This window comes from Methylomonas sp. Kb3, assembly GCF_002834115.1.
GTDB lineage: Bacteria > Pseudomonadota > Gammaproteobacteria > Methylococcales > Methylomonadaceae > Methylomonas > Methylomonas defluvii.
This window is the reverse complement of sequence record NZ_PIZT01000004.1, coordinates 74,093-88,564: the sequence shown is the minus strand read 5'-3', so window position 1 is coordinate 88,564 and position 14,472 is coordinate 74,093. Positions and strand designations below refer to the sequence as shown.

The following is a 14,472-nucleotide window of genomic DNA, read 5'->3' as shown; positions in this document are numbered from 1 at the left end:
AATGAAACAGCATTGGCAGCAGGTATTGATTCGTCCGGAAGCGACGTTGCGAGCGACCATCGAGGTGATTGATCGCGCGGCATTGCAGATTGCTTTGGTCGTGGACGACCAAGAAAAACTGCTGGGTGTGGTGACGGATGGCGATATTCGTCGCGCCTTGATTCGCGGCTTATCCCTGGAACATCCGGTTTTCGAGGTGATGAATAAGCGGCCGAAAGTTGCCGCTTTAAATGACAGTAAGACCCAGTTGATTGCCATGATGGAGGGTCATCATCTCTACCAATTGCCGGTTGTCGATGAACAGGGCAGGGTGGTGCGGCTGGAGTCGTTGCAGGCGCTTTACAAGCAGCCGGCATTCCCCAATCCGGTATTTTTGATGGCGGGTGGATTCGGTACCCGTTTGCGTCCCTATACGGACGAATGCCCCAAGCCGCTGTTAGAAATCGGCGGCAAGCCCATTTTGGAAACCATCATCGAGAATTTCGTTAAGTCAGGGTTTCGACAGTTTTATATAGCCGTGCATTACCGAGCGCAGCAAATCAAAGACTACTTTGGAGATGGCGGACGTTGGGGAATTAAGATCGACTATATTGATGAGACCGAACCGATGGGGACTGCCGGCGCAATCGGTTTAATGCCGGACAATTTGCCGGATGTGCCGTTGATTGTGATGAATGGCGATATTCTGACCCAGATCGACTTTTCCAGATTGTTGGCCTATCACAACGAACAGCAAGCGATTGCTACCTTGTGTGTGCGCCAATACGAGTACCAAATTCCTTACGGTGTCGTGAGATTGGAGCAGCAAAGAGTGGTGGGGATTGAAGAAAAACCCTTGCAAAGCTGCTTAGCCAACGCGGGAATTTATGTGCTGGATCACAGTTTGATTAATAGCATCTCAGCCCAGAAAAAGCTGGATATGCCGACCTTATTAAACCAGCAAGTGGCTGCAGGCGAGATAGTCTCTATGTTTCCGGTCAATGACTATTGGTTGGACATAGGACGCGAAGCCGATTTTCTAAGGGCACAGGGCGAATTCGCCAAGTATTTCTGAATGAGAGGGTTAAAGTTCTCCAAATTCGGGCCGATACATCATTCGAGTTTGAAACAAATCTTTTTAATTCAACACAACACAAAATCTTCGAAGCGCTGAACGTTCTCGAAATTTGGAGGGTAACATCATGGCAATGGTAATCAACACAAACGTCAATTCGTTGAACAGTCAACGTTTTTTAAATAAAACCAACGATTCACTGGCGACATCAATGGAGCGGTTGTCTTCGGGTTTGCGGATTAACTCTGCAAAAGACGACGCGGCAGGTTTAGCCATCAGCGATAAAATGACATCGCAAATTCGCGGTATGACCGTAGCAGTGAGAAACGCCAACGACGGCATTTCGATGGCGCAAACAGCTGAATCCGGGATGGGAGCTATTACCGATACATTGCAACGTATGCGTGACCTTGCGGTTCAAGCGGCCAACAGGGCTGCGGTGAGTGGTTCCGACCGGGACAAACTTCAAACCGAATTTAAACAACTGGGCCTTGAGATTAAAAGGATTATTCAGAATACCGAATTTAACGGTAAAAAAATCTTGAACGGCTCATTGGCGGGTGCTAACTTCCAAGTGGGTGCCAATACCACGACAGACAACCAAGTCTCTGTTACTGTTTCTAACTTGGAAAAAGTTAACAGTCTTAGTGCCTTGTTTGGCGCTGCGGGATATTCGATCGGCTCGGGTGCGGCTTCCGCCAAAGTGAGATCGGCAATTTCAGCTATTGATAGTGCGATCAAAAAGATCGATACTTTCAGGTCAACTTTGGGTGCTATTCAAAACAGGTTCACTACTACTGTAGCCAATCTGCAGTCTTCGATAGAAAACCAAAGCGCCGCTAGATCCCGTATCTTGGATGCCGATTTTGCCACAGAGACATCCAATTTGAGCAAAACGCAAATATTGCAACAAGCCGGTACAGCGATGCTGGCTCAGGCTAATCAGTCCGGTCAATCCGTGTTGAGTTTGCTAAGGTAGTTTTGATTGGGGGGTTGCGGACCGTAACCTCCCGTTTAATACGAAAAGCATAAGGTGAATGTCATGAACAGTGAGATTTCAAATGTGTTAAAGCTATCTCCCGTGACTGTTGCTAAAGCTGATAAGCAAACGGATGAAAAATCATTTGCGGGAGCCAGGATCGACGCTGACAAGCGTAACCCTGGTATTTCCGCGTTGCAAAATGACTCGACTGTGTCCTCTTCAGTTTCTAATCAAGATCAGGACAAACAGAATGAGGCCAAACCTTCTTTCGATTCGGTAAAAAAAGCGGCGGATAAAGGGAATTCGTTGCTCCAATCGGTTAACCGTAATCTCCAATTCAAAGTAGATGATTCAACCAAGGAATTAGTGGTGAAAGTCGTTGATAGTGAAACGGGTGATGTCGTGCGGCAAATTCCGTCCGAAGAAATGCTGGCGTTTATCAGAAGAATGCAGGAGTTAGATGGCCAACAAGGCTCTATGATTCAGGATCGTGCTTAGTAAGTTAGTCGGATGAGGAGAGTGTCATGAGCATAGTTTCGTCGACGGGTATTGGTAGCGGTATCGATATTGGCACCCTCGTGTCGCAATTGGTGACAGCTGAAGGTCAGCCGGCACTGAATTCGATACAGCGGCAACAAGACACAACGAATACGCGCTTGAGTGGGTTGGGGACCTTGAAAAGCGCGTTGTCCGATTTCCAGACGGTCGTAAGCAAACTTAAAGATGGGAACCTGTTTAAAACGCATAAAGCCGCGTCTGCCGACGAATCTATCCTAAAAGTCGCGGCGGGTGCAGGATCCGTGGCCGGGTCTTATGCCGTCGAAGTTACCCAGTTGGCGAAGGCGCAAAAATCTATTTCGGGGGAGTTTGCCAACTCGGCTGCCACCGTTGGGACTGGATCTTTGACTATCGCAACCACCGCCGGAGCTTCGTTCAATGTGACGGTTGCTTCGGGCAATAACACGTTGCTGGGGATCAGGGACGCTATCAACAACGCTTCCGGCAATACCTCCGTTACTGCGAGTATCGTTAACGTCGACAACTCGACCGGCACCGGCACGATTTCCAAGTTAGTCCTCACAGCCAAAAATTCAGGACTCGCCAATGCATTTACTGTGACGGGTACCGATGACGATGGTAACAACGCCGATACGTCAGGATTGTCACAAATTTTTTCTTCTAATCTGAGTGCTCAGACAACGGCTACCGACGCTATTATCAAAGTCGATGGTCAAACCGCGACGCGAAGCACCAATTCCATAACCGATGTCATCCAAGGTCTGACCTTAGATTTGAAATCTGCTCAAGTCGGTACCAAAGTAAACGTCGATGTTAGTTTGGACAATGAGGCTGTCAATAAAACGCTGACAAGTTTCGTCACTGCGTACAACAAGTTACATACCACTTCCAAAGATTTGGGCAAATACGGTGGAGGTACTGGCGGTAGTAGTTCCGGAAATGGTGCGTTAATCGGCGATGCTACCCTGCGTTACGTGACTTCTCAAGTCAGGCAGGATTCGGCAAATCCGGTTTCTTCAGCAACGGGCAACTATAACTCGCTAGCCATGATCGGCATAAAAATAGATAAAGATGGCGTGATGTCATTGGATAGCACGCAGCTTAACACCGCATTGAGTGCCAGTTTACAATCTGTAAGTGACGTGTTTTCGTCGTCTGATGGCGTAGCGACCCGGCTTTATTCAAAATTGGATAACGTATTGCAATCGGGTGGGCCGTTGGATAGTCAGCAAACATCGCTGAAAAAACAATTGTCAGCATTGGATAGCCGTAAAGCCGACGTGCAGGTTAGGCTGGATAATTTGCAAAAGACTTTGCAAAAACAATTCACAGCCATGGACGTCAATGTAGGTAAATTTAAATCAACCGGTTCTTTTCTAAGTAACTGGATCAGCAAATTGTAATGAAGAGGTTTTCCCATGTACGTTGATGCTCATAGAAAAGGCGCTAGACAATACGCAGAGGTCCATACCTCCAGCAATTTTGGCGAGGAATCTCCCCATCGGCTGATTCAAATGTTGATGGAAGGGTTCTTGGCTCGAATCAATTCTGCTAAAGGTGCAATTACTCACGGGGATATGGAAGCGAAAAGTATCTATATATCCAAGGCAATTGGCATAGTTGGTGGTCTGAACGAGGTGCTTGACCTAGAGCAGGGTGGCGAAATTGCCGTCAATCTTCGCCAATTGTACGATTACATCAACTTTCGGCTGTTACAGGCAAGCAGTGAAAACAGCGAGGACATATTAAACGAGGTAACTGTATTGATGAAAGACGTCAAAGAAGCCTGGGATGCGATTGCCTGATGTCTCTTGATTTCCCGGATCCTAATTTCTTGGAGTGGCAGCAACAATTACAAGGTTTTGCCGACAATATCCAAGAGTGCATACTAAAGGCGGAATGGGAGGGTCTGGCTGATATTTTGGATAAAAGGCAAGTTTGTTTAGAACAGTTTTTTGCGGGCGTGGCGTGCTTGCCCGAGCATAAAAAACTACTTGTCAAGCAAGTAGCTCAGTCGATGCTTGAGCAGGATTCGGTTTTTATTTCTTATATCGAAGAGCAAAAGTCGCTCTCGGCTGCTCAGCAAGCGGTCTTGGATCGCGGCCGCAAGGCAATGCAGGCTTATAACAGTTACTAAGTCATCTGATTCAGACTTATCCCCGTTTTTCCCCGGGTTCATCCCGTTCCAACACGCTGTTCAGTGTATCGATATACCCCTTAATTTCTTGATTGTTGTTCTGGCGGCAATGAAATGCCGCTCCTCTGTGTGTTCTTCTAAGGTTCTCAATTGTTTGCCTGATTTCAGCTTGCAGCGCTCTTCGACGTTTTTGTAATCCTTTCGTATATTGAAATAGCGATCCTCAAGTTATGTGATTCTTGTGTATATTGTTGATTTAATTCAATTTTTTTGTTTTTATTGGGGGTATTTGGTATGTGGTTCTTCTAGGTAAGGTATTTCGGAGGGGCGAGTCAAAAAAATGTCGTTCTAATTGGCTTAAGGCTGTTTAATTGGCGAAACGGCCTTTGATCGGGTGTGTTTTAGCCGTTCTTGATGATGCTAATAGCGTATTATTTTTTTAATTATTGAATTTAAAAGGGATTTTTATACATTGGCATGAAAAGTGATTGATGTTTAGTGGCGGCAATAATGCCTATTCCATTTAGTATCAACCGGGAGAACGATCATGCCATCATCAATGGTCATCAATACAAACATCGCGTCATTGAATAGTCAGAAGTTTCTGACGCGGACTAACGATAGCCTGCAAATGTCTATGGAGCGCTTATCATCAGGTCTCAGAGTCAACAGTGCTAAAGACGATGCCGCCGGTTTGGCGATTGCCGACCGGATGACATCGCAAATTCGCGGTATGACTGTTGCTATGCGCAATGCCAACGACGGTATCTCCATGGCGCAAACTGCGGAAGCTGGGATGGGTACAATCACTGAAACGTTGCAAAGGATGAGGGATTTAGCAATTCAGGCGGCCAACAGAGCGGCTGTTAGCGGTGAAGATAGGCAAAAGCTTCATACCGAATTTAAGCAATTGGGTGCAGAGGTTAAAAGGATTATTCAAAATACCGAATTCAACGGCAAAAAAATTCTAAACGGTTCTTTAAAGAATGCGAACTTTCAAATTGGAGCTAACACGGCGGCAGACAATCAAATATCGGTTACGGTATCCGATCTGCTGGCTGTGACAAGTTTAAGCGCGCTTTTTGGTAATAAGCATTCAATTGGATCAGCGGCTACCTCGGGAAATGTGCGCTCAGCAATCAACGCTATTGACACGGCAATCAGAAGAATCGATACATTTCGTTCGAATTTAGGTGCAATTCAAAATCGGTTTTCCACCACTATATCGAATCTGCAATCTTCTATTGAAAATCAAAGCTCTGCACGTTCGCGGATCATGGACGCCGATTTCGCTGCCGAAACTGCGAATTTAAGCCGCAGTCAGATTCTGCAGCAGGCCGGTACGGCAATGTTGGCTCAGGCTAATCAGGTAACCCAAGGCGTATTGCAGCTATTGAAATAAAAGTAGCCGCAGTATTTAGTCTGAATTCACGGTGTATTTGAATAAAGGAATGCTAAGCTGATACATCGCTAGTGAGATTCCGTAAACTTTAATCAAGAAGTAGCAAATGGATGATGAACTTGATCAGGTGAGACAATATGACTTAGGGCCAATAAGCGTAAATAATTTTGGTGAAAAATATTTTTTCAACCTGAATAGAAACAGCTTCGATAGAGTGAGTGCTGGAGTATTGTTTGACGCGAAGTTTGGTAAGGATCTGTTTGCAGAAGATACACTTAATGTGGTTATCGGCACGGATTCAGGGTTATTGCCAAAATACTTGCAAAGCAAGTTTTTACCAAAGGGTACGCGCTACCTCTTCATTGAGCCGGAAGGTGTTTTGCAGGCTTTAAAACAAAACCAATTGCTTGATGGCTTGGATGAGAAGATTCTGTGTGTTGGTTTGGAGCAATGGCCGGAGGCTATTAAAAATTTCAAAATAAACGACTATTTGTATATCAACGCAGTACGCTCCTACAATGCAATTTGTGCGCAAGACGATTATATAGAGGAGTATGCAGAGCTAAGTTGGCATATCACGGAAGTTCTATCGCAACTGCATTGGCAAATTAGCGTCGAGCTGGGTAGCGAGGCGTTTATTGCCAGACAGATTATTAACCTAGCCGATAACCAAAGGCCGGCAAAAGTGCTGGAAAAGGCCTTTGTCGATAATACGGTATTAATTTTGGCGGGTGGTCCCTCGCTTGATGAGGTTTTACCATGGCTCAGATCGCATCGGAACGACGTTGTGGTTTTTGCGGTTTCCAGAATTTCTCGCCAGTTATTACAAGCCAATATCGAGCCGGATTTTGTGTTTTCGGTGGATCCGACTGAGCTGAGCTTTGATATCAGCAAGGAAATGCTCGAGTTCAGCAGCAAGCCGATTTTTGTGTATTCATACCACACTGTCCCCACTTTAGTTAACCAATGGCATGGTCTTGGGTTCTATCTTGGTCCGCGACTGCCTTGGCCGTCGCCACTGAACGTAGCGAATATTGGCAGTGCGGGGCCGACTGTGACCAATACTGCGTTGAGCGTGGCGTATCATTTTGGCTTCAAAAGAATGGTGCTCGCCGGCGTAGACTTATGCTTCACCAGGGAAGGCTTCACTCACGCCACCGGTAGCGACGAGCAAATGGCCGGGCCACGCTTTAATTTGACATCGTTGCAAGTAGAGACAAATGCCGGTTTTATGGCGCCTACAAGTTGCGACTTCGCTCAAGCCATTCTCTCACTGAGTTTCCAGGCGAAACAGTTGTCTGGCATGGGATGTCGGATTTTCAATATTTCCGGTGGTTCTGCCAAAGTCGAAAATATCGAGTATTTACCCATATCCGAAATTGAATTTGGGGATGGCTCCATTAATGTGGCTGAAATCGTAGCCGAGCGCGTTAGCGAATCCGCTGAACATAGTAAATATCACAAACAAATTCTTGATGAGTTGGGGCGTGCTCAATTTCAGATCAAAGGAATTGCTCGTCTGGCGGAGAATGCGCGCCGTGTCAACGACGAGATGTATAGTGCCGATGGGGTCATTGGAAACTATAAGGATAAAAAAAGACTGGATCAGATCGAGAAGAAGTTTAAGCGAGAACATAGGCATTACAGCAAGTTGGTAAAAAGCTTTGGTATCAGAAGTTTTATAAAGTTGACGAAGGCATTTAACGATGAGGCATGGAGTGCTGAAGAAGCCAAGCAACTTGGCAATGTTTTCTATGACGCCTATCGGGAAGGTGCAGCAAAATTGATGTGTTTGTTGGATGACGCTGTCGAAAGAGTTAAGGCCAGGCAACAGGAATATGCGGATGTGCCGGATTTTGGTTTGATAATGGAGCAATATCGAAAAGACAGAAGTTTTGGGCGAGCAAGATTGTGGAAAGCTACTGCCGCTGAGGTGCCGGTAGATGTTCGGGCTCAATTTGCCGATTTTGAAAAACGCTTCTTAGATATTGTTCACGATAAACATACTCGGCATTTTGCGAAGGCCAAAAGCCAGGGAAATCTTTCAAGTCTAAAGCAAAGGGCGGGCTTGTTATTCAAGCATAAAAAAATCGAAGAATTGAGTGATTTGCTGATTAGTCTGAGTAAGCATCAGGATCAGCAGGCGGTTGAGCCGTATCGCCATTTGATTACTGGTTACTTGGCCGAATTGCAACACGCATCGGCCCAGGCGCTGGATGCATATCGACAAATTGTTGACGGTGGTGGTGTGTTGGTAGAGCAGGCTCTGATAAGAATTGCGGATATCGGTATCGATAGCGATGACGCTCATACCGCCAATTTAGCGTTACAGTGTTTGTCGCAATTGAATCCCGTCTACTTACCCTTATATGCGGAAATGCAAAGGCTGCATGGCGATGTGATGGTCGCTATAGACGCCTACAATAATTACATCGGCCAATTCCCCAGCGATACGTTGGCGCAAATAAAATTGGCTAACTTGTATACGGAGCAAGGAATCTATGATGCGGCTATCATGATGCTGGATTATATTTTGGCTCAAAAACCTGATCTGGAAGTTGCTCTCACCATGAAGGCTGCGTTGGTTTCTGCTGGATCTTAACTGCGGATGTGGTGCTGCGTGGTCTCGGGCTATTTTTAAGGGGTCAAACTTTTTTCAATATCAATTCCAAAACCAATTTACTGCCGAAATAGGCTAATAGTAATGAAGTAAAGCCTATGAGGGTCCACTGAATTGCGCTTTGCCCACGCCAGCCATAGCGAATCCTGCCGAACAGTAGTGCGGAAAAAATTATCCAGGCCAGTATCGATAGTACGGTTTTATGAACCAAATGCTGCGCAAATAAATCCTCTACGAAAAAGAAGCCGGTGACCAAGGACGCGGTCAAAAACAGTAATCCCGTTGCAATCATTTGAAACAACAGTGATTCCATGGCTTGCAAGGGTGGTAAAGCCAACATAAAGCGTTTGGGGTGGCGATGGCGTAATTGTTGATCCTGAACGGCCAATAAAATGGCTTGTAAGGCAGCGATATTTAATAGGCTGAATGCCAATATTGATGTCAGTATGTGAGTGCTCATCTGCCAATTGTGGTTCACAAGCAGGCGTGGCGTAGCTGGGTAATGAATATCTAAAGCCAGCATGGCTGCAGCGACTGGAAAAATCAACACGCCCAGTTTTGCCACAGGTTTGTCCAGCGAGGCAATTAACAGCAGAAGGCAAATAACTAAGCCTGCAAGCGATGCGGTACTGAAAAAACTGAAGTTGAATCCGTTATGGTTTTGTACGTTTAAGACGGTGTAGGCGCAATGCAAGCCTGCGCCAAGCCAAGCCAGTTGCATGGATAGTCGGTGCTGTTTGGCGCCAAAAATTTCTTTAACGATCAATGTTGCGGCAATCGCATAGCTTAATATCGAAAATAGGCCGGCGGGTGTGGTGTACATGGCGATGGCAGGGGAATAATCAAAAGGTGTTGCGATACGGTTATGTTAAACTAAGCAGACCAATTGTTGTAATCCGTTTGTGTTGGCAGACATCCGCCGGAACCCTAGAAAAATAAAGACGCAGCTATGTTTGATAATTTATCTGATCGCCTCAGTGGCACACTAAAAAAAATTAAAGGCCAAGGTCGTCTGACCGAGAGCAATATCCAGGACACCATGCGCGAAGTAAGAATGGCTTTGCTGGAAGCCGATGTTGCTTTGCCGGTGGTGACCGATTTTATCGATCAAGTTACTCAGCGCGCGTTGGGTCAGGAAGTGCAAACCAGTTTGACGCCTGGGCAGGCAATGATCAAAGTGGTGCAGTCCGAGCTGGTCAAGGTGATGGGTTCTGCTAACGAAGAGCTGAATCTACGGATCAACCCGCCGGCAATCGTATTGATGGCAGGTCTTCAGGGTGCGGGTAAAACGACTACGGTGGCAAAATTAGGTCGCCATCTAAAAGAAAAGAAAAAGAAAAAGGTAGGCGTGGTGAGTGTTGACGTTTATCGTCCTGCCGCGATTAAGCAATTGGAGACGTTGGCCGCCGATGTTGGATTAAAATTTTTCGAAAGCGATGTCAGCGAAAATCCTGTCGATATTGTCAACAGGGCTATAGATGCAGCAAAGCGCCAATTTTTAGATGTGGTAATTGTCGACACCGCCGGACGTTTGCATGTCGATGACGAGATGATGGCAGAGATCAAAGCTTTGCACGCCGCAATCAAGCCGATTGAGACCTTATTTGTGGTTGATAGTATGACCGGTCAAGATGCTGCAAACACTGCCAAGGCTTTTCATGATGCCTTGCCATTGACCGGTGTCATTCTGACCAAGGCCGACGGCGACGCGCGTGGCGGAGCGGCGCTTTCCATTCGGCATATAACAGGCAAGCCGATTAAGTTTATCGGTGTCGGCGAAAAAACCGATGCCTTAGAGCCTTTCTATCCTGATCGGTTGGCTTCGCGTATTCTCGGTATGGGCGACATGTTGTCGCTGATTGAGAATATCGAGCAAAATGTTGATAAGAAAAAGGCCGAGCAATTAGCCAAAAAATTGCAAAAAGGCAAAAGCTTCGATTTGAATGACTTGAAAGAACAGTTGGAGCAAATGCAAAATATGGGCGGGCTTGGCGCGATGATGGATAAGCTGCCGGGTATGGGAGGAGTGCCCAAAGATATTAAGGATAAAGTCAACGACAAAGATCTGGCGCATCAGATTGCCGTAATCAACTCAATGACCAAACAAGAGCGGCGTTTTCCCGATCTGATTAAAGGCGGTCGGAAGCAGCGTATCGCCGATGGTTGCGGCTTGGACTTGCAGGCTGTAAATCGTGTGTTGAAGCAGCATCAAATGATGGAAAAGATGATGAAAAAATTCAGCAAGGGTAATATTGCCAACATGATGCGCGGCTTGAAGAGCAATATGCGCGGCATGAGAATGTGATTGTCGTAATTTGTCCTTCACTTATTGTAAAAATCGCGTAGAATAGTTTGATTAAGTTTTTTGATTCAATGTTATTTAAGGTATCCAAATGGTAAGCATTCGTTTGTCCAGAGGCGGCGCTAAGAATCGTCCTTTCTATCATGTTGTTGTTACCGACAGCAGAAGCAGTCGCGATGGTCGTTACATTGAGCGCGTAGGTTTTTTCAATCCTTTAGCTCGCGGTGGTGAGCAAAGATTAGTATTGGATAGCGAACGCGTCCAATACTGGAAAGCCAATGGAGCGCAACCTACTGACCGCGTCGCTAGATTGATTAAAGACGCCGATAAAGCAGTCGCTTAATTTTAGCTTTGTCAGAAGGGGATTTTTTGAACGTCGGCCAAGTGTCCGGCGTTTTTGGTGTAAAAGGATGGGTAAAAGTCTATTCCTTCACCGATCCCCGTGAAAACATATTGCAGTATTCCCCATGGATTCTGCGAAAAAATAGCCACTTCCACGAAGTTAAATTGCTTGGAGGTCGGCGGCAAGGCAGTTTGGTCGTCGCAGAGTTGCAAGATATTACTGACAGAGATGTCGCAGCAGGGTTGATGGGCGCGGATATTTTGATTCGCAAGCAACAATTACCCAAAGCGAGCGATGGAGAATATTATTGGGCGGATCTGATTGGGCTGGAAGTACGCAATCTAGAGGGTTGCCAATTAGGTAAAGTTGATCATTTGTTGGAAACCGGTGCTAACGATGTTTTGGTCGTAGTTGACGGGGAGTCAGAACGTCTGATTCCGTTTTTGCAGCAGAGTACTGTTTTAAAAATTGATCTTGACGATGGTCTGATTATCGTCGATTGGGATCCTGACTTTTAACTCAAGGCATGCGTTTCGATGTTATCAGTCTCTTTCCTGATATGGTATCGGATGCCGCTGGTTACGGGGTAACTGGTAGAGCAATTGAGCGAGGCTTGGTTGATTTGTCCGTTTGGAATCCTCGTGATTACACGCACGATAAACACCGGACAGTGGATGATAGACCTTATGGCGGCGGGCCGGGCATGGTAATGAAATGCCAACCTTTGCTCGACGCGGTAGATGCAGCCAAACAGCATAATGCCTTGGCTAATAGCAAAGTGATTTGCTTGAGTCCGCAGGGGCGTTTGCTTGATCAGGAGTTGTTGCTGGATGCGAGTTGCTATGATCAATTGATCCTCGTATCCGGTCGCTATGAAGGTATAGACGAACGTTTTATCCAGCATGCCTGTGACGAAGAATGGTCGCTGGGGGATTACGTCATCAGCGGTGGCGAGCTGGCAGCCTTGGTAGTAATCGATGCGGTTACCAGGTTAATTCCTGGCGTACTTGGTGACGAAGAATCTGCTAAACAAGATTCGCATTTTGATGGATTGTTGGATTGCCCGCATTATACGCGGCCCGAGCATAGCGATATTGGCGACGTTCCGGATGTACTACTCGGCGGAAATCATGCTGAAATCAAACGGTGGCGTATGAAACAGGCGTTGGGGCGGACTTGGTCTAGGCGCCCTGATATGCTTGGAAAAGTAACATTAAGCGCAGAGCAGGATGCTTTGTTGAAAGAATTTAGAACTGAAGTTGTTTAATAGGGTGTGGTTATGAGTAAAATTATTGAAGAATTGGAAGCTGAACAGCTGAAAAAAGATGTACCGGAATTCGGACCTGGCGACACTGTCGTGGTGCAAGTTAGAGTAACTGAAGGCACGCGGGAAAGGTTACAGGCTTTTGAAGGCATCGTGATTGCTAAACGTAATCGCGGTTTGAATTCAGCATTTACCGTCAGAAAAATTTCGCATGGCGTGGGTGTTGAGCGTGTTTTCCAAACCCACAGTCCATCGGTTGGCAGTATCGAAGTAAAACGTCGCGGTGACGTTCGTCGCGCTAAACTTTATTATCTGCGCGATTTGGCTGGTAAAGCCGCACGTATCAAAGAGAAACTTTCTTAATACGCTGCAATCTGGTTCGTTTATAGCGAATCAGGTAATGAGAAAAGGCGGCCTGCTCAGCTGCCTTTTTTTTTGCCGATAGCAAAAGAGAGATGTGATGCCTTTACATATCGTTTGGCAAAATGTTGCGGATGGTGAAGAGTCCCTGCTCGCCGTGCCACTACTCAATGCGGAATTGATATTAACCATGGCCGGTGAAATCATTACGGATGCATCTTGGCACGTTGGCGGAGAGTTAACTAAGACTTTGTCACCACAGGCTGTTAGTGTGCAAAGTTATCTGTTAAACCCGATGCAAACCGAACTGCATGTTACCTTGCTAAGCCAGGGTAGCGTGTACGCTAATACGGTTTGGAGTGCGTTATTGGCTATTCCCGTCGGGCAAGTGGAAACATATTCGGGGTTGGCGGAAACGCTGGGTTCAGGACCTAGAGCAATAGCGGGGGCTTGCCGAAATAACCCTTATGCCGGGATTATCCCGTGTCATCGGGTGGTGGCAAAGCGTGGCATCGGCGGTTTTATGGGGCAGGCCGATGGCGAGTTTGTGGCGCTTAAACACCGTTTACTCGAGTACGAGCGTGGTTTGGGATTGGACAGGGAATGAATTCGGCGCAGACCATAGAGGCATTCTTAAACGCATTGTGGTTGGAATTTGGATTAAGCGACAATACGCTATCGGCTTACGGCAGCGATCTTAAATTGTTTGCGAAGTGGCTGAAGGATAAGGATATAACCGCTGTTGACGACACGACGATCAAGAGTTTTTTGGCTAACCGACAGCAACAAGGTATAACCAGCCGTTCGTCGGCCAGAATTGTCTCTTGTTTGCGGCGCTTTTACGGTTATTTGCTGCGCGAAGGTAAGATTAATATCGATCCTACCCAATTAATAGACTCGCCACAGCTTGGCCGCACGTTGCCTGATTCATTGTCAGAAACCGACGTCGAATTATTGTTAAATGCTCCGGAAGTTGCCGACAAGTTGGGTTTCAGGGATAGAACGATGCTTGAAATGCTTTACGCCACAGGGCTGCGGGTGTCCGAGTTAGTCGAACTGAAGTTTAGCCAAATCAATTTCCGGCAAGGTTGTGTGCGCATCGTCGGTAAAGGCGATAAGGAACGCCTGGTGCCGGTTGGTGAAGAAGCCATGGATTGGGCGGAACGTTATCTGAATACTGCCAGACAAGCAATCCTGGGAAATAGGCAAAGCGACTATTTGTTTGTTACCACCCGGGGCACTTCTATGACCAGACAGGCTTTTTGGCACATTATCAAACGCTATGCTGTGCGGGCAGGTATCGATAAACATTTGTCGCCGCATACGCTGCGTCATGCGTTTGCCACGCATTTATTGAATCATGGCGCTGACCTTAGAGTGGTTCAGCTACTGCTCGGCCACTCGGATTTATCCACTACCCAAATTTATACGCATATTGCCCAACAGCGTTTGAAAGTATTACATACCCAACATCATCCAAGAGGCTAAC

General features: G+C 46.5%; 16 protein-coding genes. 15 read left to right on the top strand and 1 reads right to left on the bottom strand.

All coding sequences use genetic code 11. The annotated features are described in order from the left end of the window. The first annotated feature begins 1 nt into the window (after position 1). The 8 genes from CWO84_RS03335 to CWO84_RS03300 all read left to right on the top strand — a co-directional run bounded on the left by CWO84_RS03335 (position 2) and on the right by CWO84_RS03300 (position 8,696). Positions 2-1,054, top strand: coding sequence for a nucleotidyltransferase family protein (locus CWO84_RS03335; RefSeq protein WP_033157181.1), 1,053 nt, complete (start codon positions 2-4; stop codon positions 1,052-1,054). Positions 1,055-1,181: 127 nt separating this feature from the next. Continuing rightward, on the top strand, positions 1,182-2,033 hold the full coding sequence (locus CWO84_RS03330; protein WP_020484854.1) for a flagellin domain-containing protein: 852 nt from the start codon (positions 1,182-1,184) through the stop codon (positions 2,031-2,033). A gap of 63 nt (positions 2,034-2,096) precedes the next feature. Next, positions 2,097-2,534: a flagellar protein FlaG gene (locus tag CWO84_RS03325; protein WP_101051789.1), complete on the top strand. Its 438-nt coding sequence runs from the start codon at positions 2,097-2,099 to the stop codon at positions 2,532-2,534. Positions 2,535-2,560: 26 nt separating this feature from the next. Continuing rightward, positions 2,561-3,958: a flagellar filament capping protein FliD gene (gene fliD / locus CWO84_RS03320; protein WP_101051788.1), complete on the top strand. Its 1,398-nt coding sequence runs from the start codon at positions 2,561-2,563 to the stop codon at positions 3,956-3,958. 15 nt (positions 3,959-3,973) lie between these two features. Then, positions 3,974-4,360: a flagellar export chaperone FliS gene (fliS, locus tag CWO84_RS03315; protein WP_026602079.1), complete on the top strand. Its 387-nt coding sequence runs from the start codon at positions 3,974-3,976 to the stop codon at positions 4,358-4,360. Next, a complete protein-coding gene (locus tag CWO84_RS03310; RefSeq protein WP_033157178.1) occupies positions 4,360-4,692 on the top strand; it encodes a hypothetical protein in 333 nt (110 codons plus the stop codon). Before fliS ends, CWO84_RS03310 begins: the two co-directional genes overlap by 1 nt. Positions 4,693-5,239: 547 nt before the next feature. Continuing rightward, positions 5,240-6,094 carry a flagellin gene (locus CWO84_RS03305; RefSeq protein ID WP_033157177.1) on the top strand — a complete coding sequence of 285 codons (855 nt, stop codon included), beginning with the start codon at positions 5,240-5,242 and terminating at the stop codon, positions 6,092-6,094. Between the two features lie 106 nt (positions 6,095-6,200). Next, the gene (locus CWO84_RS03300; RefSeq protein WP_033157176.1) at positions 6,201-8,696 is read left to right on the top strand and encodes a 6-hydroxymethylpterin diphosphokinase MptE-like protein; all 2,496 of its coding nucleotides are present in this window, start codon (positions 6,201-6,203) and stop codon (positions 8,694-8,696) included. Positions 8,697-8,739: 43 nt separating this feature from the next. Here CWO84_RS03300 and ccsA read toward each other — a convergent pair whose 3' ends face one another. After that, positions 8,740-9,537, bottom strand: coding sequence for a cytochrome c biogenesis protein CcsA (ccsA, locus tag CWO84_RS03295; protein WP_033157175.1), 798 nt, complete (start codon positions 9,535-9,537; stop codon positions 8,740-8,742). Positions 9,538-9,663: 126 nt separating this feature from the next. Here ccsA and ffh point away from each other — a divergent pair, with 126 nt between their 5' ends. The 7 genes from ffh to xerD all read left to right on the top strand — a co-directional run bounded on the left by ffh (position 9,664) and on the right by xerD (position 14,471). After that, positions 9,664-11,019: a signal recognition particle protein gene (gene ffh / locus CWO84_RS03290; protein ID WP_033157174.1), complete on the top strand. Its 1,356-nt coding sequence runs from the start codon at positions 9,664-9,666 to the stop codon at positions 11,017-11,019. 88 nt (positions 11,020-11,107) lie between these two features. Further along, the gene (rpsP, locus tag CWO84_RS03285; RefSeq protein WP_101051787.1) at positions 11,108-11,359 is read left to right on the top strand and encodes a 30S ribosomal protein S16; all 252 of its coding nucleotides are present in this window, start codon (positions 11,108-11,110) and stop codon (positions 11,357-11,359) included. Between the two features lie 26 nt (positions 11,360-11,385). Then, positions 11,386-11,877 (top strand): ribosome maturation factor RimM, encoded by a 492-nt coding sequence (gene rimM / locus CWO84_RS03280; protein ID WP_084153320.1) that lies wholly within the window; start codon positions 11,386-11,388, stop codon positions 11,875-11,877. Positions 11,878-11,885: 8 nt separating this feature from the next. Then, entirely contained in the window at positions 11,886-12,626 is a 741-nt protein-coding gene (gene trmD / locus CWO84_RS03275; protein ID WP_033157171.1) for a tRNA (guanosine(37)-N1)-methyltransferase TrmD, read from the top strand. Positions 12,627-12,638: 12 nt separating this feature from the next. Continuing rightward, positions 12,639-12,986 carry a 50S ribosomal protein L19 gene (gene rplS / locus CWO84_RS03270; RefSeq protein WP_020484866.1) on the top strand — a complete coding sequence of 116 codons (348 nt, stop codon included), beginning with the start codon at positions 12,639-12,641 and terminating at the stop codon, positions 12,984-12,986. A gap of 97 nt (positions 12,987-13,083) precedes the next feature. Next, positions 13,084-13,590: an MGMT family protein gene (locus tag CWO84_RS03265; protein ID WP_033157170.1), complete on the top strand. Its 507-nt coding sequence runs from the start codon at positions 13,084-13,086 to the stop codon at positions 13,588-13,590. Beyond that, positions 13,587-14,471: a site-specific tyrosine recombinase XerD gene (xerD, locus tag CWO84_RS03260; protein ID WP_033157169.1), complete on the top strand. Its 885-nt coding sequence runs from the start codon at positions 13,587-13,589 to the stop codon at positions 14,469-14,471. The genes CWO84_RS03265 and xerD overlap by 4 nt, the downstream gene beginning before the upstream one ends. Position 14,472: the final 1 nt, after the last annotated feature.